Source organism: Jatrophihabitans fulvus, assembly GCF_054781375.1.
Genome location: NZ_BAAGUN010000001.1, coordinates 372,097 through 393,580, shown reverse-complemented (window position 1 = coordinate 393,580; position 21,484 = coordinate 372,097). Strand labels below are relative to the sequence as shown.

Genomic DNA, 21,484 nt, shown 5'->3' with positions numbered 1-21,484 from the left:
GGAGCGGGTCGCCGAGCAGGCGCGTCCGCGGGGTGACCGTCAGGTCACGTCCGTCAGAGCGCGCTGCCCTTCTGCCACTCGGACCACGGCATCGACCACTGGCCGCCCTGGTTGAACGTGATCAGCGGGCCGCCGGTCTCGACCATGCGGACGACGTCCCCGACGCGGGTGTTCTGGAAGAACCACTTGGCGTGCTTGGTGACGAGGTTCAGGCACCCGTGGGAGACGTTCTCGCTGCCCTGCGCCCACTCGGTGTCGTTCTTCTCGTGCAGGTAGATGCCGTCGGTGCTGACCTTCGTCGACCAGGGCACCGAGATCTTGTCGTAGTAGTTCGGCGAGCCCTTCTCGACGCCGAAGCTGGCCGAGGACATGATCGCCGGGTTCTCGTGCCCGATGACGGTGTAGTCGCCGCGCATCGTCCAGTAGTTGATCGAGTCGTTGCCCGGCTCGTAGCCGCCCTTGCCCATCGATGTCGGCATGGTGCGCACCAGTTTGTCGTCGAAGAACACCTTCACCTGGTGGGTGCGGCCGTTGGCGATCGACACCCGCTTCTGACCGATGGTGAAGGCGACGGCGCGGTCGTCCTGACCGTAGAGCCCCTCGCCGACCTTCTTGCCGTACACGTCGGCCCTCACCGAGACCTTGGTGCCTTCGGTGTAGTAGCTCTTCGGGCGCCACCACACGTTCTGGTCGTCGCTCCAGTACCAGCCGCCCGACACCGCCGAGCCGGAGGGCGTGCTGGCCTTGACGGTGAGCGTCTTCTGCGCGGCGGCCCGGTTGACCGGCTCGTCGAAGTGGACGCGGAAGATCATGCCGACGCCGTAGACGGCCTTGTTGCCGACGGCGTTGCCGTAGACGTCGGTGATGCTCGGCATCGTGTAGTTGTCGGGCGTCACCGTGGTGACGGTGGTGCGCTTGGTGACGGCCACGCCGTCACCGTTGCGGCCGGTGGCGACGAGCTTGTAGGTGCGGTCGTAGCCGAGCGGCTCGGCCAGGCGCCAGCTGGTGCGGTCGTCCGACATCTCGCCGCGGACGGACTTGCCGAACGGGTTGACCAGCGAGACCGAGGTGAGGGTGCCGTTCGCGATCGCGACGGAGACCTTGTCGGTCGGGCTGATCGCGGTGGCGGCACTCGCCGGTGTGGCGGTGATGACGGCGGCCGGAGCCGATGCCTCGGACGACGGCTCCGTGCTGGTCGGTGCCGCCGACTGCGAGCCCGCGACCTCGCTGCGGTCGGCCTTCGTGTCGGACGGACCGCCCGAGGAGGTGCATGCGGCGAGCGCGACCGCGACGACGCCGAGCACGGCGGTCACCGCGAGGTGGCGTCGTGCCCGCTCGCGCTTCACCGTGCCGCCGATCTGCTGCTTGCGCACCCTTCGCCTCCGCCCGTCGTCGTCGTGCCCGACCACCGTCGCATGCCTCACTGACATCCGACGTTCCAGTCCCCGGCGACGTTGCCCGGGTCGGGCCAACCGTGACCATCGCGTTATCGGATACCTGGCGGGCTCCGAGGTTCTCTCAGGCTGGTCTCAGTTTCTGCTGGGGCGGACGGGCGAGTTCCGCCGCCCGCTGCTCGAGCGCGCGTTCGAACGCCAGGACGGCGTGGGAGCGGTGGCGGGACGGCCGGCTCTGGACGACGAGCGCGATCTCGGGGCCCGGGTCCCCCTCCGGCCCGCCGCCGGGCCGGCCGTCGGCGGTGGTCACGAGGGGGCGCCAGGTCAGGACCCCCTCGTGCCCGGGCGGGTCGCCGAGCACGCTGTACTCGGGCAGCAGGGTGGCGCCGAGACCGGCCGCGACCATGGCTCTGCCCGTCTCGGCACCGTCGGCCGAGTACGACACCTCCGGACCGCGGTCGCCGAACAGGCGCCGGGCCACCCGGTGCAGCGCGGTGCCCGGGCGCATCGCGACGAAGGGCTGCGCGGCGAGGTCGGCGATCGTGACGCCGCTGCGGGCGGCGAGTGGGCTGTCGGCGCGGCAGCACACCACCACCCCACCGCGCAGCAGCTCGCGGTGGTGCACGTCGCTGCCCTCGGCCGCGCACTCGCCGGCGAGCAGCCCGACGAGCCCCAGGTCGGCCGACCCGTCCAACACCGACTCCCGGATCGTGTCCTGACCCGCGGCACTGACCTCGACCCGGACGTCGGGGTGCTGCTCGCGCACGTCGCGGACGGCCGGGGCCACGATCGGGACGGCGGCGGCCTGCTCCGTGGCGATGCGCACCGTCCGCCGGTCGAGATCGCAGTCGCCCGCCGCGGCGCGCAACCGCTCGACGGCGGCGAGCACCTCGTCGAGGTGGGGCAGCAGCTCCTGTCCGGCCGGGCTGATCCTCGCCCCGGAGCGGCGACGTTCGAGCAGGGTCACGCCGAGCTCGCGTTCGAGGTTGCCGATGGCCTCGCTCAGCGCCGGCTGCGACAGGTGCAGTCGCTCGCCGGCGCGGCGCATCGAGCCGCAGGACACGATCGCGTCCAGGTAGCGCAGCTGCTCGATCCGCATGACACCTCTCCGTCGCGACGACCGACCCCGCCCGCGCCGCCGGAGCCGCCGCCCGAGTCCGAAGTCAAGTCCATCGACATAGTAGACAAAGCTGGGGCGCTCGGTCATCGCCCACCGACCGCGTCGACGAACGACGACCCCAGGACGACGAGTGCCACCGTCGCGACGGCGGCCAGCGCCCCCGCGACGAGCCACGCCCACGGACGTCGCGTGCTCGTGCCGGCGACCAGCACCCCGATGCCGGTGGCGATCACCGCGGCGACGGCCGCGCCGGCGGAGGTCCAGGCGTCCGAGGCGTCGGCGCACGCGCTGCCGGCCAGATCGCAGCCGGTGACCCGCAGCAACGAGAGCAGCCACACGACGAGGGCGACGACGCCGAGCAGCAGCTGCACGATGCCGGCGAGGACGACGCAGACGCGGAGTGCGGTACGCGTACGGGAGGGGTGGGTCGTCAACGTGTCGGACATGCTGTGAATCTCCCCCGGCACGGTCCCGGCACGCCTGAGCACGGGTACTCATCCGCCCTCCCGTCCGGTGACGACGACGGGCGCGGGCCGCGACGTTCGCGGCCCGCGCCCGGGTCGGGTGGGAGTGGATCGATGGCGAGCGGGTGATCGGACGGGTTCAGCTGCGGACGCGGCGCGGCCCGACGGCGGCGGCGACGCCGAGCACGAGGAAGCCGCCGACGGCCGCCCACGCGCCGAAGCTCGAGTGCTTCACCCAGTCGAGGTATCCGGTGGGGGTGTCCTTGCTGAGCTTCGCCAGTTCGTCGCTGACCGTGAACAGCTGCAGGTTGAGCGCGGTGAGGACGACGCCGGCCAGGCCGACGAGGGCGCCGACGCCGCGCGCGATGTCGGTGCCGAGGGGCGAGACGGCGATCGCGGTGGCGACCACGGCGGCGGTGAGCAGCGCCCAGCCGAGCCAGCTGAAGTAGGCCGGAGCCATGCCGGTGTCGATGAGGTTCGCGAACGGCGAGCCGTCCGCCTGCGACGAGATCTTGTCCAGCGCGTCGTGCACGTCGCCGAACGTGGCGTCGGAGGCACCGCCGCCCAGGCTCTTGTAGTCGTTGCGGAACCACTGCAGCACGGTGAACGCGGCGGCGACGCCGGCGGCGCCGATCACGGCGACTCCCGCGCTGATGCCGAACCCGCGGTGCGCCCGCGGCTGCGGCTGCGGGTAACCCGGGGCGGCGGCGTACTGCTGTTCGTAGCGGTCGTACTGCTGGTCGTACTGGCCGTACTGCTGGGTCGGGCCGTACTGGTCGGCGATCGGGGCGGACGGGGACTGGACGGTCGGCTGAGTCATGCCGACGACTCTGTCGCCGGCGCGACCCCGCGACGATGGCACGACCACCACCGTCGCGGGGTGCTAGCACCACTCTCGACCGGCCGTCACCGGCCGGGCGCACCCGCTACGACGCGGTGCGCCCGGCGTGACGCCGGCGGCCTAGTACCAGTGCGCGCGACCACCGACCTTGCGTCCGGTGGTCCCGAGGATCCAGAGGATCGCGCCGACCACGACCAGGACGATGCCGATCGTCCAGAGGATCGCGATCTTCGCGACGAACCCGATGATCAACAGGATGATGCCGAGAACGATCACGCACGTCTCCTTCGGCGCAGGCCCGGCCGCCGCGGTTGGCGGCCGGGATCGCTCCGGGTGTCCCGGTGCCGCCGCACCGCATAACGGCCGGGCGCGGGCCCGGCACGCCCTGGACGGGTCACCGCCCGCCGCGGCCCGCCGGACGGCGGTTCGGCACGCACCCGTTTGCGCATGCTGGCGCCGGGACGGGTTGGTGGCAGCACCCCTGCCCGCGGCGGTTCGGATTCCTAGCGTTCTGGGCAACCGAAGCCGAGCTCTCCCGAAGGAACCGTCATGACCGCCACCGCGATCGAGAAGTCCGCCCCGAAGTCCACCCGCTCCTACGCCGCCCGCGTCACCGTGGCGCTCGCCGCGGCCGGCGCGCTCGCGCTGACCGCGTGCGGATCCGACAGCGGCTCCGGTTTCGGCGTGCCCACGGCCCGCCAGTCGATGAGCCCGGTCGTGCAGTCGTCCACCGCGCCGACCGACACGGGGACGCCGCAGAGCACGCAGGACACCCCGCCGCCCGGCACCGAGGCACCGAGCACCGAGGCACCGGCGGACCCGTCGAGCACCGAGCCGTCCGACCTCCCGTCGTCGGACTCGTCGTCCGACAGCGGATCGGGTGGGGCGGCGGCGCAGTCGCTGCTCACCACCGACGACATCGGCTTCGGCTACACGCAGACCGACAGCGACACGAACGACGACCCGCTGCCGTGCACCCTCGACCAGCCGGGCGTGCTGACGGCCGTGCCGCCGCAGGACCACGGCCAGATCGACTTCCGGTCGCCGAAGGGTGACGCGGCGATCACCGAGCGGGTCGTGCGGTTCGCCAGTCCCGGCGACGCGCAGCGCGCGGTCGACCACATCCACTCCGGCTACGGCTGCGACACGGCCGTGGTCAAGGGCCAGAAGCTGTACCTGGTCGGCCCCACCGACATCCGTGACGTGCTCACCGCGAACCTCGACACCGCCGACAACTGGGACCTGCGCACCGGTGAGGTCCGGGCCGAGCTCATCGTCGTGAGCACCGGTTCCCTGGTCGTGCAGATGGCGTTCGTCCGGCTCAGCGGCGCGCAGACCGGCGACCTCGACCCGTCCAAGATCCTCGAGGCCGGCATCGCCAAGGCGATCAACGGCAGCTGAGAACCCACCGTCGTCCCACGACCCCCGGCGGCGGCCTTCTGGCCGCTGTCGGGGGTCGTCGCCATAATCGGACGGATGAGACCGAGGGGACACGAGAACGTGGCCACCGTTCTCGTCGACCCCGACGTGCTGCCCGACTTCGAGCTCGATCTCATGCGGCAGGACTTCCGCGTGTGGCTGGTCCACACGGTGCCCACCTTCCCCGACCCGCAGCGACTGGCCTTCCAGCTGCGGCGCTCCCTGCTCGACAGCAAGAACGGCCGCTGGGCCGACGCCGAGCAGTGGACGATCGTGTGGGTCACGTTCGGCGACACCTGGCGCAACGGCGACGAACCGCTGCCCTGGGCCGCCCACGAGGCGCTGTGGCAGAAGCTGGCCGAGTACGCCCCCTTCGTGCACTACAACCTGGGCCTCGGCGGGGTCCCGCGGCTGTCCGTCCCGCGCGAGGCGACCTGACGCACCGCCGTCCCGGATCCGAGACAACGTCCGGGCTCGGGTGCGTCCGGAGGCCGGACCGGACGACACTGCCCGCGTGACGCCCACCCTGCACCTCGACGGGCAGCACTTCTCGACCGCCGAGCTGGCCGTGCTCGTCGGCGCGCCGGTGCGCGTCCAGCTCGACGAAGCCGCCCTGGAGCGGGTGGCGCGCTCGCACGAGTGGGCCGTGCGGTTGCGCGGCGAGCGGCCGATCTACGGGCGCAGCACGGGCGTCGGCGCGAACCGCGAGGTCGTCCTCGAGCCCAGCGTCGAGGCGGCCCAGGCGCTGCTCGCCAGCCACGCGACCGCCGCCGGGCCACCGCGCAGCGCCGACCGGGTGCGCGCCATGCTGCTGACCCGGCTCAACCAGCTGTGCGCCGCCGGGTCCGGTGTCTCGCCGGCCGTCGTCGAGGGCCTTGCCCGGCTGATCAGCGACGACGTGCTGCCGGTGATCCGCGAGCACACCGGCGTGGGCACCGCCGACCTGTCGGCGCTGGCCGCCACCGCACTGGCCGTGCAGGAACACGCCCGCACGTGGCGCGACGAACCGCTGCTGTTCGGGCCGGACGACGCCCTGCCGTTCCTGTCGAGCAACGCGGCGGCGCTGGGCGACGCCGGCCTGGCGATGTCGCGCCTGACCCTCGCCGCCCGGGCCGGTCTGGTCGTGGCCGCGCTGAGCTTCCGGGCCCTCGACGGCAACCTCGAGGCGTTCTCCCGCGCCGTCGAGCGGGCGACCCCGATGCTCGGGGCCCGGGCCACGTGCCGCGCCGTCCGCGCGCTCGTCGGATCGCACGCCAGCCGGGCGCTGCGCATCCAGGACCCGTACGGGTTGCGGGCGCTGCCGCAGAGCCACGGCGTGCTGCTCGACTCGCTCGCGGCGCTGCGCGACACCGTGGACGCGTACGCCAACGCCGCCGCCGAGAACCCGGTGATCCTGCCCGAGGGCGACATCGCGCACCACGGCGGCTTCCACGCCTCGTACCTCGCGCTCGCCGGCGACACCGTCCGCAACGCCGCCGTGCAGTCGGCGCAGCTCGCACTGCACCGGCTCACCTATTTGAGCGAACCTGCGCATACCGGGCTCACTCCGTTCCTGGGTGACGGCACGCCGGGGGCGTCGGGCGTGATGCTCGTCGAGTACGTCGCGGCAGCGGCGCTCGGAGACCTGCGCGCGAGCGCCACCCCGGCCGGGCTGCAGACGACGAGCGTGTCGCGCGGCGCCGAGGACACCGCCAGCTTCGCGTCGCTGTCGGCCCGGCAACTGCTCGCCAGCGCCGAGAGCTACGAGACGCTGGTCGCGTCGGAGCTGCTGGCCGCGGTGCGCGCCAACCGGCTACGCGCCCCCTCCCCCGGTGGCGTGCTGGACGAGGTCCTGGACGGGTGCGCGGCGTTGCCCGACGACACGTCCGACCGCGACCTCACCGACGACCTCGACATCGCGCGCACCCTGCTGCCCGGTCTCGCACCGTTCGCGCCGATCGACCTGCCGGACTCCAGCTGGGAGAACGACCTCGAGTAGGTCAGACCCGGTAGCCGGGCAGGGCGGCGCCGAGCTCGGCGAACACGGCCCGGTTGAGGCGGAACGCGGTGCGCACCTCCTCGACGAGCCGCTCGGCGTCCTCGTCCGCCGGCGCGAGCGCGTCGAGACGAGCGCGGTAGGCGTCCTTCCAGAGCTTGGGCTTCGCGATGGCGAAGTCGAAGAACGAGACACCCGCGCTCGCGTCCGGACCGTAGGTGCGGACGAGCGCCCGTGCGATGGCCTGGCCGCCGGACAGGTCACCGAGGTAGCGGGTGTAGTGGTGCGCGACGAGCAGCCCGCCCCAGGACCTCGCCGCGTCGAGGCGGGCGCAGTACGCGTCGGTCGCCGGTGAGACGACCACGGCGGGGTCGCTGCCCGGTGCCCAGTGGGCGAGGTCGGCGTCGATCGCGGCGACGCGATCGAGCACCGGGTCGTGGACGGCGGCGACGAAGGGGTCGGCCGCGGTTGCGCTCACCGCCGCCTCGAGGGCGGCGTACACCCGACGCAGCCGCAGCAGCAGGTCGGCGTAGGCGGCCGGGCGCAGCCGTCCGGCGAGCAGTTCGGTGACGAACGGCGAGTCCTCCGCCGCCCGGTGCTCGGCCGCCGAGCCGGCGCGCATGGCCGCGGACAGCGACACCGGCACGCCGCTGTCGATCTCGGCCGTCGCGGTCACCGGCGCAGTCTAGGTGAGACCGGCTCAGGCGCCGTCCCAGATGGGGTCGTCGGACGCGGCGATGACGAACCACGCGCCGGCCGCCACGCAGGGCCGCGACGTCATGCCGGTGCCGTCGTCCGAGCGGGCCGCGCAGGGGACGCCACCGTCGGACTGCTGGGCCCGGGTCAGGTCGGCGAGCACGTCGGCGGCGGCCGTGCCGGTGCCGTCGTCCAGCCGCGCCGCGGCGACGGCGACGCCCGCCCCGCCCTCGGCCCACACGTTCTCCGGGGCCGACGGGAAGGCCGACTGCGGGTAGTAGGACCGGTATCCGCGACGCTCGCCCACGGCGGACGCGAAGCGCTCGGTCCGGGCGAGCGCGCGGCGGGCGAGGTCGTCGCGTCCGACCGCGTGCAGGAACAGGGCGCCCCACGAGTTGACGTCCAGCGGGTCGGCGACGTCGGGTGACCCGTCCGGCGCGATGCCCTGCAGGAAACGGCCGTCCGCCGCGTCCCACAACCGCGCCAGGATCGCGGTCGACAGCGCGTCGGCCGCGCGGGCGTAGGCGGGGTCGTCGAGCACCCTCGCCGCCAACCGCAGCGCCTGCCACGCGTCGAGGTTGTGCTCGGTCGACGCCCAGCCCGGCTCGGCGTCCGCGTCGACGCTGCCGTCCGGGCGGCGGGCTCCGGTGCCGGCGTCGACGAGCCCGTCGGCGCGACGCCGATCGAGCAGCCATGCGAGGCCGGTCGTGGCGGCGCGGCGGGTGCCGGGGTCGCCGCGACCGTCCTGCAGCGCGCGCAGCAGCGCGTAGACCGCGACGGCGGAGATGCCCGAGCGCTTCACGGGTGCGGCGGCGTCGGGGTTGCGCACGTCCGCCGATTCGACGAACCCGCCGTCGGCCGACTGCAGCCGCTGCAGACCGGACACCAGCGGCCGCACGTCACGATCGAGCGCGAGTCCCGCGATCACGGCGAGCGCCTGGTCGTAGGCGTAGACCCCGGCCGAGCCGGCGTGGCTGCGGACGAGCCCCAGATCCGGTGCGGCCTCGGCGAGGACGGCGTCCGTCCGGGTGTCGACGAGCTGGAAGACCTTCACGCCCGGACGGCTGGTGGCGAACGTGAACGTGCCGTCGGTGCGGGCGGGCTGCTCACCGACGACGTAGGCGGTGTCGGTGACGACCGTCGCGCGCACCACCCAGTCGCGGTAGACGCCGGACGGCCACGGGGTGCCGTACGGCGCGTACGCGTCCGTCGCGTCGAGCAGGCCGAGCGACCAGCGTCCCTCGGGCACGGTGCCCGCCTCGGCGAGGTCGAGCGTGAAGCTGCCGTCCGGCGCGGCGAGCGCCTGCAACGGCACCTGCTGCGGGCCGTCCGCCGTGATCCGGTAGACCTGCACGATCCAGCGCCCGTCGGCGGCCGGTGCGAGGACACGTCCCTCGACGACGCCCCGGTACCCGGGCGTGACCGTCGCGGGCGACGTCACCGTCAGCGACGCCGTGTCGGTCGTGGGCGGGGCGGGGTCGCGGACGTCGAAGCTGCCCGAGACCGGGCCCGTCCACGAGGTGGGATAGGCCCGCGCGGCGGCGATGGTCGAGCGGCCGGTGACGTCGGTCGGCGATCCGGTCCGCGAGGCGATCCACGCCCAGGCGCGGTCGAGCGGGGTGCCGGTGTCCCGGGCGGTACGGACGGCGGTGGGCACGGCGGCGGCGTCGGCCCGGGCGATGCCGCGGCCGCCGTCGTCACCCTCGGGCACGACCAGGCCCGTGGCGCCGATCGCAGCGACCAACGCCGCGGTGATCAGCACCGCGCGCGCGGACCTGCCTGCCACTCGCAACCGCATCGGGGGACTCCGTTCCCATTCGAGACCCCCGCCTCGTGTCGCGGACGCTCCCGTCCGCCGTCGTTCGTGTTCGTCACCCGCCGTCCCGTCCCACCGGGCCGGCGACGGCTCACGCCGTCATGCGTTCCAGTTCGGTCGCGGCCCCGGCGGCGTGCCGTTCGAGTACGTCGATGTCGTCCGCCGTCCAGGCGCGGGCGACGGTGTCGTGCACGCAGAGCACCGCGACGACCTGCCCGCCGAGGCGCACGGGTGAGCCCAGGTAGGACACGACCATGCCCTGCTGCACCCCCGGGAGGCTCGAGACCCGCGGGTCGCGGCGGGCGTCCTCGATCGCGACGGTGGCTTCCTGGCGGACCACGTTGGTGCAGACGGCGTCCTCGAGATCGTGTTCGTCCCCGGCGCGGGTGTACTGCGCGGCGGCGCCCGCGGCGCTCAGGGTCAGCTGGCAGTCGGCGATGCCCGAGAGCAGCGCGCCGGCGGTGCCGAGTTCGCGACGGGCGGCGGCGACCACCTCGTCCAGCCCGGCGGCGGACGGTTGCCGCAGCACGGCGCGCGCGATGTCCCGGGCGCGTTCGGCGCGGGCGGACAGCATGAGGTCCAAAGTCCCTCCTTTCGCGTCACAACGAGTGCAGCTTTACACGAAACTTACAGAGGCCTACGGTCGGTCACAAGGCCGGGTCGCGAAACGACCCGGACGTTCCGCTCTCGGGGAGTTGGGAATGACGCAGCAGGTTCCGGCGACGGTGGTGCCATTGACCGCCGTCCGCTCGGCACGCGAGGCCGCGATGCCAGTCGGCGCGGGGAGCGGGGACCGGTTCGGACGCGAGCTCACGGTCATGCGCGACTGGCCGGCCCGCATCGCGGTGGTGGTCGGCGAGGCGGTGCACCCCGCGACCCTGGACACCCTGGCCCACCTGGGCTTCGTGCCGGTGGCGACCTCGGTCGAGGGCGTCGAGCGGACGATCGCCCACGTCGGCCCCTTCACCTTCCTCGTGCTCGGCGCCGACGTGTTCGCCGGCGACGACAGCGTGTCCCAGGTGCGGCGCTGGCACGCCGCCTCACCCGGCGCCCGACTCAAATTGGTGCACGCCGACGGGGTGCCCGCACCGGAGGTCCTCGTCCGCGCGATCCGCGCCGGCGTCACCGACGTGGTCGACGTGGAGCAGCCCGGTGCCCTGGCCATGGCGATGCGCGCGGCCATGACCCTCGCCGGCCTGTCCCGCGAGCGGGTGCTGGCCATAGGTGCACACCCGGACGACGTCGAGATCGGCTGCGGCGCGACCCTGCTGGACCACCGCCGGCGCGGCGACCGCATCTCCATCCTCACACTCAGCCGCGGCGCCGTCGGCGGCGACCAGGAGCAGCGCCTGGCCGAGGCCGCGAGCACCGCCGACGCGATCGGTGCGCAGCTCATCTTCGGGGACCTGCCGGACACCCGCATCGACGGCGGCGTCGAGACGATCCGGCTCATCGAGCGCGTGGTCGCCGAGATCGACCCGTCCGTGGTCTACGTGCACTCGTCCCATGACAACCACCAGGACCACCGCGCAGTGCACACGGCCACGCGCAGCGCCACGCGCGGTGTCCGCCGCGTCTTCGCCTACCAGTCGCCGTCCGCGACGGACGAGTTCCTGCCCACCCAGTTCGTCAACGTCGACGACACCGTCCGCCGCAAGGTCGAGGTGCTGCAGATGTTCACGTCGCAGAGCGCGCGCAGCTACCTCGAACCCGAGCTCGTCGCCGCCGGGGCCCGCTACTGGGCGCGGCACCTCGCCGCGAACGCCCGCTACGCCGAGCCGTTCGAGGTCGTGCGCTCCGTCGGCGAGCTGCGGCACTCGGTGACGACCCCCGACTCCGTCCTGCTGGACACCGACCCGAAGGTGGTCACGATGGACGACCGGCGCACCGCACCCGCGGTCGACGTCCTCGCGGGAGACCCGTCGTGACCGAGCAGCTGGGCACGGTCCTCGTCACCGGCGCCGGCGGCGCCGCCGCCGTCACCGTGCTGCGCAGCCTCGCCGGACACGCGACCGCCGTTGCCGCCGACATCGACCCGGTCGCGGTCGGCCTGTACCTCGCTGCGCCGGAGCACCGCGTGCTGCTGCCCCGCGGCGACGCCCCCGACTTCGTCGACGCGCTGCTGGCGGCGGCCCGCGACCACGGCGCCGATCTCGTCGTGCCCACCGTCGACTCCGAGCTGCTGCGCGTCTCGGAGGCCGCCGACCGGTTCGCCGCGCACGGCATCCGGTTGCTCGTCGAGTCGCCCTCGACCCTGCGCACGTGCCTCGACAAGCTGACGCTCGTCGAGCGCTGCGCCGCGCGCGTCCGGGTGCCGCGCACCGTGGCTCTCGAACCCTCGACCGCCACGGCGGACGTCGCCGCCGCCGTCGGCGAACCGTTCATCGTCAAGCCCCGCGCGGGCGCGGGCGGGCGCGGCTTCCGCGTAGTCGAACGCGCCGCCGACCTCACCTCCGACGACCTGGCCGGCGGCATCATGGCGCAGGAGCTGCTGCCCGGCGACGAGTACTCGATCGACGTGCTCGCCCGTCCCGGGGGCGGCGTCGTCGCGGCGGTGCCGCGTCGCCGCGACAAGGTCGACTCCGGCATCGCCGTCGCCGGACGCACGGTCGCCGACCCGGCGCTCGAACAGTTCGGCCGCGACGTCGCCGAGATCATCGGCGCGCAGACGGTCGTCAACGTGCAGGCCAAGCTCGACGCGGACGGGAGGCCCGCGCTGCTCGAGGTCAACGCGCGTTTCCCCGGCACGATGGCGCTGACGCAGGCCGCCGGCGTCGACATGCCGCTGCTGGCGGTTCGCGCCGCCTTCGGCCACGAACTGCCCGACCGGCTCGGCTTCCGCGAGGTGGCCGTCGTCCGCCACTGGGACGACGTCGTCGTGCCCGTCGAGGAGTACGGGACGATCCGGTCCGCGGTGCCGGTATGACGTTCGGCGCGGCGACGCCCGACGAGGGTGTCGACCTGCACACGCACTCGCACCTCACCGACGGCGCGGACTCGCCCGAGCAGATGGCGGACGCCGCCGTCGCGGCCGGGCTGCACACCTGGGGCCTGTCCGACCACGTGCGCACGTCCAGCGATTGGCTCGACGACTATTTTGCGCGAATGCGCGCGATGTCGCGTCCGGGGTTGACCATCCTGTGCGGGGTCGAGGCGAAGATCCTCGACACGTCCGGCGCTCTCGACGTTCCCGGGCGGTTGCCCGACCTCGACTACGTGCTGGTCGCCGACCACCAGTTCCCGGCCGCGGACGGTCCGGTGACGCCGAGCGGCGTTCGCGAGCGGCTCGCGTCCGGCGCCTGGACCGCCGCCGGCGTGCTCGACGACCTCGTCACGGCCACGTGCCGCGCCGTCGCCCGCTCGCCGTTCCCGGCGATCGTGGTGCACCCGTTCAGCCTCCTGCCGAAGATGGGCCTGTCCGAGGACCAGGTGACGTCCGAGCACGTGGACGCGCTCGCCCTCGCCTGCCGCGACGCGGACGCCGCCGTCGAGATCAACGAGAAGTGGTGCACGCCCGGACGCCGCGTCGTCGACGCGCTGCGGAGCGCCGGCGTGGCGCTGGTCGCGGGCAGCGACGCGCACCGCCGCGAGGACGTCGGCCGGTGGGCGCACGTCCGTGAGGTGTGCGCGGTGCCGGCATGAGCGTGCCCCTGATCGTCCTCGTCGCGGTCGTCCTGCTCGGCGCGGTGCCGAACGCCCTCGCCGTGATCCAGGTGCTGTTCGCGGCGCTGCACGGTTCGCGCTCCCATCTCGGCGACGGCGAGGTCGACGTGCAGGAGCTGCCGCGCGTCGCGGTGCTCGTCCCGGCGTGGAACGAGGCCGCGGTGCTGCGCTTCAGCGTCGACCGCATGATGGCGCTCGACTACCCGTCCGACCGGCTGCGCGTCGTCGTGGTCGACGACGCCTCGACCGACGAGACCGTCGAGGTCATGGCGGACAAGATCGCGCACTGGGGCTCGCGCGTCGTGCACCTGCGCCGTGAGAACGGCGGTCAGGGCAAGGCGCACACGCTGAACCACGGGCTGCGCGAGATCCTCGCCGACGACTGGGCGCAGGCCGTGCTGATCACCGACGCGGACGTCGTGTTCGAGGCGACGGCGGTGCGCCGCATGACCCGTCACCTCGGGGACGACCGCGTCGGCGCCGTCACCGCCTTCATCACCGAGGCGAGTCCCGACCCGAACGGCCTCAACCGCTACATCGGGTACGAGTACGTCGCCGCGCAGGCCGTCGCGCGCCGCGCGCAGAACGTCGTCGGCGCCCAGGCCTGTCTCGCGGGCGGGGCGCAGTTGCACACCCGCGCGAACCTCGAGCGGCTCGGTGGCGCCATCGACACCACCACGCTCGCCGAGGACACCGTCACCACGTTCCTGACGCAGCTGTCGGGCCATCGCGTCGTGTTCGAGGGCAACGCCCGATGCCTCGCCGAGGAACCCGCCGACGTCGTGGGGCTCTGGAAGCAACGGCTGCGGTGGGCGCGCGGCAACGTGCAGGTCGCGAAACGCTTCCGGTCGGTCTTCTTCCGTCCGTCCACGGTGCACCGGCTCGGACGGCCGTGGTTCGGTCTCATGTGGTGGGCGACCCTGCTGCTGCCGGTGCTCATGATCGTGTCGTCGGCCGCGCTCGTCACGCTGTGGTTCACGGACCCCGACGTCGGCCGCGACGCGTTCCGCGCACTGTGGATCGTGAACGCACTCGGGTTCGTGTTCACGACGGCGTTCACGCTGCTCACCGACCCGCCGACGGCCCGCCGCGCCTGGCGACAGGCCATCACGTTCCCGGGGCTGGTCAACCTGCTCATCGTGCTGTCGGTGATCGCACCGCGTCCGATGGGTGCACTCGGCGAGCGGGTGTTCACCGCCGTGGGCATCGGGTGGACCGATCACGTCCGCTCGGTGCTGCAGCTGATCGTCTACGTGTGGTGCGCGGCCTGCATGCTCGCGGCCTACGCCGTCTACCGGCTGGCGAAGGCCGGCGTGTCCATCCGCGTGCTCGACGTCGCCGTGCTCGTGGTCGGGTACGGGCCGCTGCTGTGCGCGGTCACCTTCGCCGCGTACGTCGCCGAGGCGCGCGGCGCCGCCAGCACCTGGGACAAGACCGTCAAGACCGGCAAGGTCGGAGCCGCCGTATGACCCAGCACCACCCGCGTCACGCCGCGCGTCCCGACGCACTGGACGAGCTGGTCGCCGACCGGCGCAACGAACGCCTCATGCTGTGGCGGGGCGTGATCGCGCTGCTCGTCGTGCTCGCGGTCGTCGCCGTGCGCGAGTACTTCCTCGTCTGATCGGGCTCGGCCCGTCAGCCGGCGAAGGCCGTCCGCAACTGTCCCCCGAGGAACCGCCGGGCCTCGGCGGCGTCGGCGATGACGCCGCCCATGTAGACGAACGGGTGCACCTGCCCGAGGAAGCGGCGCAGCGTGACGGTCACACCGGCGGCCGCCAGCGCGGCGGCGTAGGCCTCACCCTCGTCGCGCAACGGGTCGCACTCCGCGGTGACGACCGTCGCGGACGGCAGGCCGGTGAGGTCGGGCGCCGTCGCCGGCGCGAGCCGCGCATCGTCCGGGTCGACGCCGTGGGCGTACTGGTCGATGAAGTACGCCATGTCGCGTGCGGTGAGGAAGTGCCCGTCCGCGTACTCGCGGTAACTCGGCGTCGCGTCGACCCGCGCCTGCGTCACCGGGTAGATCAGCGCCTGATGCACGAGACGGCCACGCAGCGCCTGCGCGACCACCGCCGCGAGGTTGCCCCCGGCGCTGTCGCCCGCGACGGCGACCCGCGTCGTGTCGACGTCCTCGAGCAGGCCGCCGAGCACGGCGCGGGTCGCGTCCTCGGCGTCGTCGGCGGCCGCCGGGAACGGGTGCTCCGGCGCCAGTCGGTAGTCGACGCTCACGACCACCGCGCCGGAGTGCACGGCGAGGTCACGCGTCGTCGTGTCGGCCAGGTCGGGACTGCCGAGCACCCATCCGCCACCGTGGAAGTACACGACGGCGGGCAGCGGACCCGCCGCGTGCGGCCGGTAGACGCGGGCGGCGATCTCGTGACCGTCGCGTCCGGGCAGGACCGTGTCGGTGACATCGCCGACAGGGGTCGGCTCCCCCGTCAACGGCATCGCGTTCGCCAGGTCGGCGCGGTTCTGCGCCGCCGTCTGCGTGTCGAGCGGGGGCGCCTCCGCCGTCATGTCGAGGAAGGAGCGGGCGTCGGGATGGAGCGGCATACCTGATCGTTCCCGCCCCGCGCCCGTCGCGATCCGGGCGCGAAGGCCGGGGCGATCGCTCCCCCGGCTCAACTCTCTGTGACACCGCGTCGCGTACCGGGAACCATGCGCCAGTGACGGGTGAACGCGGCAGGGTGACCTTCGACGTGGACGACGAGCGGGTCGTCGTCACCATGGCCGGCGACATCGACTACGCGGTGGTCGACACCGTCTCGGACGAGGACCTCGCCGAGTACGGCGCGTCGCGACCCGTCGTCGTGCACATGGGCGACGTGCGCTTCATGGACTCGCTCGGCCTCAGCCTGCTGCTGCGTGTCCGCAACCACGCCGACCGCGGGGTCACCCTCGTCGACGTGGGCGCGGACGTGCGCAAACTGCTCGACCTGACCGGTCTGCTCGACGCGTTCGTGCTCGCCGAGCAGACCCCCGACAGCTCGGCTCAGTAGCGGCGCAGCTCCGGGTCGACGACCCGCTGCTCGTGCACGACCCGCGTCCGGCGCCGCGAGGCCGAGTACGCGAGTTCGGCGATCAGCCCCACGACGCCGACGATCATCAGGATGATCCCGACGACGCCGAGGTCGACGCCGCTCACCTTGTCGGTGACGGCGAACTTCAGGATCGCGCCGACGGCGATCAGGAACAGCGCAGCTCCGAGCCTCATGACCGGTGTCCTCTCGTGGTGGTGTCGTCCGGCGCGGACGGGACGTCCTCGCGCAGGTGCAGGGTGGTGACGGCGAAGGGTTCGCCGGGCACCAGGTTGGGTTCGACCGAGACCGTGAGGGCGACGTCGCCCTCGAGACCGGCGACGCGCAACGCGTCGATGACGTCGTGACCGCCGTGCACGGTGAGCTCCCACCCGTCGGCGGTCTCGCGCAGGGTCACATGGGCCGACGCGCCGATCACGCGGCAGCCGTCCGCTCGGCGGCCCGGCGGGCCGCACCGAGGCCGGCGAACGCGACCGCCCACCGTACGACCGACCGGCGCCGCGGGGCGGTGGGAACACCGCCGGCGAGGCGGGCCGCGACGTCCACCGCGTCCGGACGGTCGGTGGGCTCGTCGGCCGTCATGGCGTGGAGCAGGCCCGCCCACCCGGGCGACGGCGGGTCGCCACCGAGCAGGTCGCGCAGCAGGACACCCAGCGCGTGGACGTCGTCCGCGGGGGTGGCATTGCCGCCGGCGGGCCCGAGGACGCAGACCCGGTCACCGTGCTCGGGCAGCACGACGTTGGCGGCCGCGACGTCGCCGTGCGTGGTGCCGCGGGCGTGCAGGGCGGCCAGTGCCGCCGCCAGCGGGCATCCGATGCGGGCGACGGCGGCGCCGGGGAGCGGCCCCTGCGCGAGGACGTCGGCCGCGGTCGGGCCCTCGACGAACTCCGTGACGAGGAAGCGGGTGCCGTCGGCCTCGACGCCGCCGTCGTACACGGCGAGCAGCGCGGGATGGGCGTCGGACGACGGCAGCGGACGGCGCGCTGCGTGCCGTCCGACCAGGCGGACGGCCACCGTGCGACCGAGTCGTTCGTCGCACGCGCGCCAGGTGCCGACGTGCGTGCCCTCCAGAGGGTCCTGCAGGCGGTACCGGCCGTCGAGGACGACGGGTTCTCGCGGCCCGGCTTCGGGCATGGCGGTCATGCGTTTCTCCCCACCCGGCGCCCTGCGTGGATGCCGTGTTCGGTGGGGGTTGTGTCCCGGCTCCACGTCTCACATGCACCCGCGGCCGGTTGTTGCCGACCTGCGGGTGTAACGCACGGAAGGGCCCTGGCGCTGACGAGATGCGGGCCCAGGACGGCGGCCCGCGGACGCGCGGCAGGCACGCGGAACACCCGCTGCGACCGCTACAGTCCGACGCGCCGCCGGATGCCCGAGGAGAAACCCCCCGCGTGAGTACGGACCCAGTCGCGGTGACCTCCGCCGACGACGCGGACGGTCCGCACGACGTCGCGGACGCCGCCGACGGTCCCGGCCTGCTCGACCGGGTGCGCGCCGGCGACCAGGCGGCCTTCGCCGAGCTCTACCGCGACGTGCAACCCCGGCTGCGCCGCTACGCGACCGTCCTCATCGGCGCCGACGCCGAGGACGTGACCTCCGAGGCCTGGCTGCAGATCGCGCGCGACGTGCGCGGCTTCGCCGGCGACCTGGACGCGTTCCGGGGGTGGGCCGCGAAGATCGTCCGCAACCGCGCGCTCGACCTCGCGCGCTACCGCTCCCGCCGTCCGGCCGACGCCACTCCCCTGGAGGACCTGCTGCGCATGGAACAGCCCGGACCGGTGGCAGGGGCGGATGCCGCCGAGCTCGCGCTCGAGCGCATCTCGACCGAGCGGGCCCTCGAGCTCATCGCGCAACTGCCCCGTGACCAGGCCGAGGCCGTGCTGCTGCGCGCGGTCGTCGGACTCGACTCCGCGACCGCGGGCGAGGTGCTGGGCAAGAGCGCGACCGCCGTCCGCGTGTCGGCGCACCGTGGCCTGAAACGGCTCGGCCGCACCCTGCGGGCGCAGACGTGAAACGCGATCGGCGCGTGCGGCGCTCCTCTGACGTCATGAGTCACTCATCCGGACCTCGCGGACGCCACGGCCCGCGCGAGAGCCCGCTGGACGCGGGGGCGGGCACCCCCGTCGGCGCCGTCCTCGACGCCGCCGGCGGCCCGGGGTCGCCCGATGAGTTGACCGGGCTCGACGCCGCCCTCGCCGCGTTCGCGGGCGCGTCCACGATCACGTCCGCGACGGCTGACCCCCCGGCAGCCGTGCGGACGTCAGGGTGGCGGCGTCGCTGGTCGACCGCCGCCGCCCTGGCGACGTCCGGCGTCGGTCTCGTGACCGGCGCCGGCGTCGCCGCCGCGGCCGCGGTCGGCATCGCCGTCACCGTCGTCCCGCAGGACGACACGCCGGCCCGTCCCTCCACGGTCGTGCCCGCCACCGCGAGCGGGTCGACGGCGCCGACGGACGCCTCGTCCGGCCCCGGCCGCACGAGCCGGTCGTCGGACGGGCGTTCGGACCGCCGGCGCGCACCGGGCGGTCCCGGGGCGACCTCCGGCCGGGGCGCATCGACGGGCCCGGGGCACCCCTCGCACCCGACGCACCCGACGCACCCGACGCACCCCTCGCACCCCACGCAGGCGGACGACCCGACCGGGTCGGTGTCGCCGTCCGGACCCGACGCCGGCGGGCCGGGCTCGTCCGCGACCGATGCGCCGCCGGAGGCGGCCAAGCCCCCGAAGCCCGTCAAGCCGTCGCCGCCCGCGGCGCGACCGAAGCAGTCGAAGTCCCCCAAGCAGTCGAAGTCCCCCAAGCAGTCGAAGTCCCCCAAGCAGTCGAAGTCCCCCAAGCAGTCGAAGTCCCCCAAGCACGCGAAATCCCCGAAGGCCTCGAAATCCCCCAGGCCTTCGACGTCCCCCAGGTCACCAGAGTCGTCGACGACGGCGTCCGGAGCCGGCAGGCCCGCGCCGTCGGTGACGCAGCCACGCGCCATGCGGTAACGATCAGCGGCGGCGACGCCTCGAGGCCCGGCGCTCGCGACGGTCCCACCGGTCGAGCCGCGCCCGGAACTCGTCCGCCTCGGCCCGCTCGATCCGCGTCCGCTCACCGGTGCCCCAGGGATAACCGGCGCGCACCAGCCGGTACTCGGTGGCCTCGTTGACGTAGAGCGTCACGAACATGACCGCGCAGGCGCCGGCGACGAAGGCGGTCAGCGCGCGCACACCGCCGTCGGCCGGCAGGAAGAGCGCGATGGCGGCGACCGGCACGGCGGCCATCAGCAGCGTGCGCGCGACCTGGCGCAGCACCCAGGTCGAACAGGTGGCGTCGAACAGCACCCACTCGCGGTACCGGTCGGGCAACGGGACGTAGAAGGCGTAGCCGAGCAGGTGCAGCAGGCCCGGCCGCGGGTGCGGCGGTGTGTTCACCGCAGCCGCACCGCCGGCATGCGCAGCGGGCCGCCGCCGGGCAGGCCGAGGGTGTGGGCGAGACCGGCCAGGTCGCCCCAGGGCGAGACGAGCGCGGACGTCACGGCACGCGGGTCGTCGCTCGAGCGCGGACGCCCGAGCCGCGCGAGCGGTGGCACGTGCAGGGCGGGGCGCAGCGGTGCGTCGGCCGCGAGCCCGGCGCGTTCGCGCGCGATGCGCACGGCGTCGCGCAGCCCGCCCAGTTCGTCGACGAGGCCGTGCGCGACGGCATCCGTGCCCGACCAGACGCGTCCCTTCGCGACGGCGTGCACCGCGTCGTAGGTCATCGAGCGGCCGTCGGCGACCTTCTGGACGAAGTCGGCGTAGACGCGGTCGAGCATGGCGCCGAGCCGGACGCGCTCGTCGTCGGTGAATCCCCGCCGGGGGGAGAACATGCGGGCGGCCGCGCCCCGCTCGACGGACCCGGTGCCGAGGCCGACCCGCTCGAGCAGCTCGCTGATGACGACCTTGCCGGCGACCACGCCGATCGAGCCCGTGATGGTCGACGGCTGCGCCACCACGACGTCGGCGGGGCAGGCGATGTAGTAGCCGCCCGACCCGGCGAGCGTCCCCATGGACACGACGACCGGCTTGCCCGCCTCGCGGGTCAGGCCGACCTCGCGCCAGATGACGTCGGACGCCACCGCGGAGCCACCGGGCGAGTCGACACGGAACACGACGGCCTTCACGTGGTCGGCCTCGCGGGCCGCACGCAGGGCGGCCGACACCGAGTCGCTGCCGATGACGGGACCGCGGGGGGTCTGCCGGCTGCGACCGCTGACGATGTCGCCGTGACCCTCGACGAGGGCGACGACGTGCTTCTGCCGCTTCACGAACGCGGCAGCCCCGCGCTTCGGCGTCCACTGGTCGGCGAACAGCAGCTGCGCCCCGTCGCCCGCGCGGGTGCGCATGTCCGCGTAGACCTCGTCGCGGTACCCGAGACGGTCGACGAGCCCGGCCTCGCGGGCGTCGACGGCGGCCAGCGGCGCCCGGTCGGCGGCGGCCTCGACCGCGGCGGTGTCGAGCCCGCGGGCGGCGGCGATCGTCGCGAGCGCGTACTCCCAGGCCGACCCGGCGAGCCGGTCCATGGCCTCCCGGTGCTCGGGCGTGAACTCGGTGCGCATCACGCGGTCGGCCGCGTTCTTGTACTCGTGGCGCCGGTCGAGCTGCGGCTCGATGCCCAGCTTGTCGAGCGCACCCCGCACGAACGTCGTCTCGGACGCGACGCCGGTCAGCCCGAGCTCGCCGGTCGGGCCGAGCCAGATCTCGGGCAGACCGGTGGCGAGCACGTAGTCGGCCGTGCCGCCACCGCCCTCGCCGAGCGTCTCGGCCCACGCGACCGCCGGCTTGCCGGAGCGCGCGAAGGCCGCGAGGCCGTCGCGCAGCTCCTGCGCGATCGCCCACGGCAGCACCCCGCCGCCGATCTTGACGACGAGACCGCGCACCGCGGCGTCGTCCCCGGCCTCGTGCAGGGTGCGCAGCACCGCCCGCAGCCGCGGCCGGTTGCGGCTGCGCAGCTTGCCCACGAGATCGTCCGGTTCGACCTCGACCGGCGCGCTCGTGAGGTCCAGTTCGAGCAGGACGGACGGGCGGCGGCCGGGCAGCGAAGGCAT

Annotated in this window: 25 protein-coding genes; 11 read left to right on the top strand and 14 right to left on the bottom strand. The window is 74.0% G+C overall.

What is annotated here, in order from left to right:
• Positions 1 to 53: 53 nt before the first annotated feature.
• From ACYVP9_RS01925 to ACYVP9_RS01905, 5 genes are all read right to left on the bottom strand, one after another.
• Positions 54 to 1,373: a L,D-transpeptidase gene (locus ACYVP9_RS01925; protein WP_460602994.1), complete on the bottom strand. Its 1,320-nt coding sequence runs from the start codon at positions 1,371 to 1,373 to the stop codon at positions 54 to 56.
• Positions 1,374 to 1,518: 145 nt separating this feature from the next.
• Complete coding sequence (locus ACYVP9_RS01920) at positions 1,519 to 2,493, bottom strand: LysR family transcriptional regulator (protein ID WP_460602993.1); 975 nt, start codon at positions 2,491 to 2,493, stop codon at positions 1,519 to 1,521.
• 104 nt (positions 2,494 to 2,597) lie between these two features.
• Complete coding sequence (locus ACYVP9_RS01915; protein WP_460602992.1) at positions 2,598 to 2,960, bottom strand: hypothetical protein; 363 nt, start codon at positions 2,958 to 2,960, stop codon at positions 2,598 to 2,600.
• Between the two features lie 157 nt (positions 2,961 to 3,117).
• Positions 3,118 to 3,798, bottom strand: coding sequence for a hypothetical protein (locus tag ACYVP9_RS01910; protein ID WP_460602991.1), 681 nt, complete (start codon positions 3,796 to 3,798; stop codon positions 3,118 to 3,120).
• A 141-nt stretch (positions 3,799 to 3,939) separates the two neighbouring features.
• Complete coding sequence (locus ACYVP9_RS01905) at positions 3,940 to 4,095, bottom strand: hypothetical protein (protein WP_460602990.1); 156 nt, start codon at positions 4,093 to 4,095, stop codon at positions 3,940 to 3,942.
• Between the two features lie 273 nt (positions 4,096 to 4,368).
• On the opposite strand from ACYVP9_RS01905, the gene ACYVP9_RS01900 reads away from it, so the two are divergent.
• From ACYVP9_RS01900 to ACYVP9_RS01890, 3 genes are all read left to right on the top strand, one after another.
• Positions 4,369 to 5,220 carry a hypothetical protein gene (locus ACYVP9_RS01900; protein WP_460602989.1) on the top strand — a complete coding sequence of 284 codons (852 nt, stop codon included), beginning with the start codon at positions 4,369 to 4,371 and terminating at the stop codon, positions 5,218 to 5,220.
• Between the two features lie 75 nt (positions 5,221 to 5,295).
• Positions 5,296 to 5,676, top strand: coding sequence for a hypothetical protein (locus ACYVP9_RS01895; protein WP_460602988.1), 381 nt, complete (start codon positions 5,296 to 5,298; stop codon positions 5,674 to 5,676).
• A 76-nt stretch (positions 5,677 to 5,752) separates the two neighbouring features.
• On the top strand, positions 5,753 to 7,216 hold the full coding sequence (locus tag ACYVP9_RS01890) for an aromatic amino acid ammonia-lyase (protein ID WP_460602987.1): 1,464 nt from the start codon (positions 5,753 to 5,755) through the stop codon (positions 7,214 to 7,216).
• 1 nt (position 7,217) lies between these two features.
• Here the strand turns inward: ACYVP9_RS01890 and ACYVP9_RS01885 are convergent, their stop codons facing one another.
• The 3 genes from ACYVP9_RS01885 to ACYVP9_RS01875 all read right to left on the bottom strand — a co-directional run bounded on the left by ACYVP9_RS01885 (position 7,218) and on the right by ACYVP9_RS01875 (position 10,299).
• Positions 7,218 to 7,889: a biliverdin-producing heme oxygenase gene (locus tag ACYVP9_RS01885; RefSeq protein WP_460602986.1), complete on the bottom strand. Its 672-nt coding sequence runs from the start codon at positions 7,887 to 7,889 to the stop codon at positions 7,218 to 7,220.
• Between the two features lie 24 nt (positions 7,890 to 7,913).
• Positions 7,914 to 9,695, bottom strand: a complete 1,782-nt coding sequence (locus ACYVP9_RS01880) for a hypothetical protein (RefSeq protein ID WP_460602985.1) — start codon at positions 9,693 to 9,695, stop codon at positions 7,914 to 7,916.
• A 121-nt stretch (positions 9,696 to 9,816) separates the two neighbouring features.
• A complete protein-coding gene (locus tag ACYVP9_RS01875) occupies positions 9,817 to 10,299 on the bottom strand; it encodes a GAF domain-containing protein (RefSeq protein ID WP_460604269.1) in 483 nt (160 codons plus the stop codon).
• A 127-nt stretch (positions 10,300 to 10,426) separates the two neighbouring features.
• Here ACYVP9_RS01875 and ACYVP9_RS01870 point away from each other — a divergent pair, with 127 nt between their 5' ends.
• The 5 genes from ACYVP9_RS01870 to ACYVP9_RS01850 are packed head-to-tail and all read left to right on the top strand — an operon-like array spanning position 10,427 to position 15,009.
• On the top strand, positions 10,427 to 11,653 hold the full coding sequence (locus ACYVP9_RS01870) for a PIG-L deacetylase family protein (protein WP_460602984.1): 1,227 nt from the start codon (positions 10,427 to 10,429) through the stop codon (positions 11,651 to 11,653).
• Positions 11,650 to 12,651: an ATP-grasp domain-containing protein gene (locus tag ACYVP9_RS01865; protein ID WP_460602983.1), complete on the top strand. Its 1,002-nt coding sequence runs from the start codon at positions 11,650 to 11,652 to the stop codon at positions 12,649 to 12,651. Before ACYVP9_RS01870 ends, ACYVP9_RS01865 begins: the two co-directional genes overlap by 4 nt.
• The gene (locus ACYVP9_RS01860) at positions 12,648 to 13,367 is read left to right on the top strand and encodes a PHP domain-containing protein (protein ID WP_460602982.1); all 720 of its coding nucleotides are present in this window, start codon (positions 12,648 to 12,650) and stop codon (positions 13,365 to 13,367) included. The genes ACYVP9_RS01865 and ACYVP9_RS01860 overlap by 4 nt, the downstream gene beginning before the upstream one ends.
• Positions 13,364 to 14,857, top strand: coding sequence for a glycosyltransferase family 2 protein (locus ACYVP9_RS01855; protein WP_460602981.1), 1,494 nt, complete (start codon positions 13,364 to 13,366; stop codon positions 14,855 to 14,857). Before ACYVP9_RS01860 ends, ACYVP9_RS01855 begins: the two co-directional genes overlap by 4 nt.
• A complete protein-coding gene (locus ACYVP9_RS01850) occupies positions 14,854 to 15,009 on the top strand; it encodes a hypothetical protein (RefSeq protein ID WP_460602980.1) in 156 nt (51 codons plus the stop codon). The genes ACYVP9_RS01855 and ACYVP9_RS01850 overlap by 4 nt, the downstream gene beginning before the upstream one ends.
• Before the next feature lie 14 nt (positions 15,010 to 15,023).
• Here ACYVP9_RS01850 and ACYVP9_RS01845 read toward each other — a convergent pair whose 3' ends face one another.
• Positions 15,024 to 15,938: an alpha/beta hydrolase gene (locus ACYVP9_RS01845; RefSeq protein ID WP_460602979.1), complete on the bottom strand. Its 915-nt coding sequence runs from the start codon at positions 15,936 to 15,938 to the stop codon at positions 15,024 to 15,026.
• Positions 15,939 to 16,072: 134 nt separating this feature from the next.
• Between ACYVP9_RS01845 and ACYVP9_RS01840 the strand changes: the two genes are divergently transcribed.
• Positions 16,073 to 16,384: an STAS domain-containing protein gene (locus ACYVP9_RS01840; protein WP_460602978.1), complete on the top strand. Its 312-nt coding sequence runs from the start codon at positions 16,073 to 16,075 to the stop codon at positions 16,382 to 16,384.
• Here ACYVP9_RS01840 and ACYVP9_RS01835 read toward each other — a convergent pair.
• From ACYVP9_RS01835 to ACYVP9_RS01825, 3 genes are read right to left on the bottom strand one after another with little or no spacing between them, the layout of a single operon-like run.
• Positions 16,378 to 16,599 carry a DUF6458 family protein gene (locus ACYVP9_RS01835; RefSeq protein ID WP_460602977.1) on the bottom strand — a complete coding sequence of 74 codons (222 nt, stop codon included), beginning with the start codon at positions 16,597 to 16,599 and terminating at the stop codon, positions 16,378 to 16,380. The genes ACYVP9_RS01840 and ACYVP9_RS01835 overlap by 7 nt on opposite strands.
• The gene (locus tag ACYVP9_RS01830) at positions 16,596 to 16,841 is read right to left on the bottom strand and encodes a hypothetical protein (RefSeq protein WP_460602976.1); all 246 of its coding nucleotides are present in this window, start codon (positions 16,839 to 16,841) and stop codon (positions 16,596 to 16,598) included. The genes ACYVP9_RS01835 and ACYVP9_RS01830 overlap by 4 nt, the downstream gene beginning before the upstream one ends.
• The gene (locus tag ACYVP9_RS01825; RefSeq protein ID WP_460602975.1) at positions 16,838 to 17,566 is read right to left on the bottom strand and encodes a protein kinase family protein; all 729 of its coding nucleotides are present in this window, start codon (positions 17,564 to 17,566) and stop codon (positions 16,838 to 16,840) included. The genes ACYVP9_RS01830 and ACYVP9_RS01825 overlap by 4 nt, the downstream gene beginning before the upstream one ends.
• A gap of 269 nt (positions 17,567 to 17,835) precedes the next feature.
• On the opposite strand from ACYVP9_RS01825, the gene ACYVP9_RS01820 reads away from it, so the two are divergent.
• Both ACYVP9_RS01820 and ACYVP9_RS01815 read left to right on the top strand, forming a co-directional pair.
• On the top strand, positions 17,836 to 18,435 hold the full coding sequence (locus ACYVP9_RS01820; RefSeq protein WP_460602974.1) for an RNA polymerase sigma factor: 600 nt from the start codon (positions 17,836 to 17,838) through the stop codon (positions 18,433 to 18,435).
• 35 nt (positions 18,436 to 18,470) lie between these two features.
• Positions 18,471 to 19,406 carry a hypothetical protein gene (locus ACYVP9_RS01815; protein WP_460602973.1) on the top strand — a complete coding sequence of 312 codons (936 nt, stop codon included), beginning with the start codon at positions 18,471 to 18,473 and terminating at the stop codon, positions 19,404 to 19,406.
• A 3-nt stretch (positions 19,407 to 19,409) separates the two neighbouring features.
• Here ACYVP9_RS01815 and ACYVP9_RS01810 read toward each other — a convergent pair whose 3' ends face one another.
• Positions 19,410 to 19,832 carry a DUF5313 family protein gene (locus ACYVP9_RS01810; protein ID WP_460602972.1) on the bottom strand — a complete coding sequence of 141 codons (423 nt, stop codon included), beginning with the start codon at positions 19,830 to 19,832 and terminating at the stop codon, positions 19,410 to 19,412.
• Positions 19,829 to 21,484: a SppA family protein gene (gene sppA / locus ACYVP9_RS01805; RefSeq protein WP_460602971.1), complete on the bottom strand. Its 1,656-nt coding sequence runs from the start codon at positions 21,482 to 21,484 to the stop codon at positions 19,829 to 19,831. Before sppA ends, ACYVP9_RS01810 begins: the two co-directional genes overlap by 4 nt.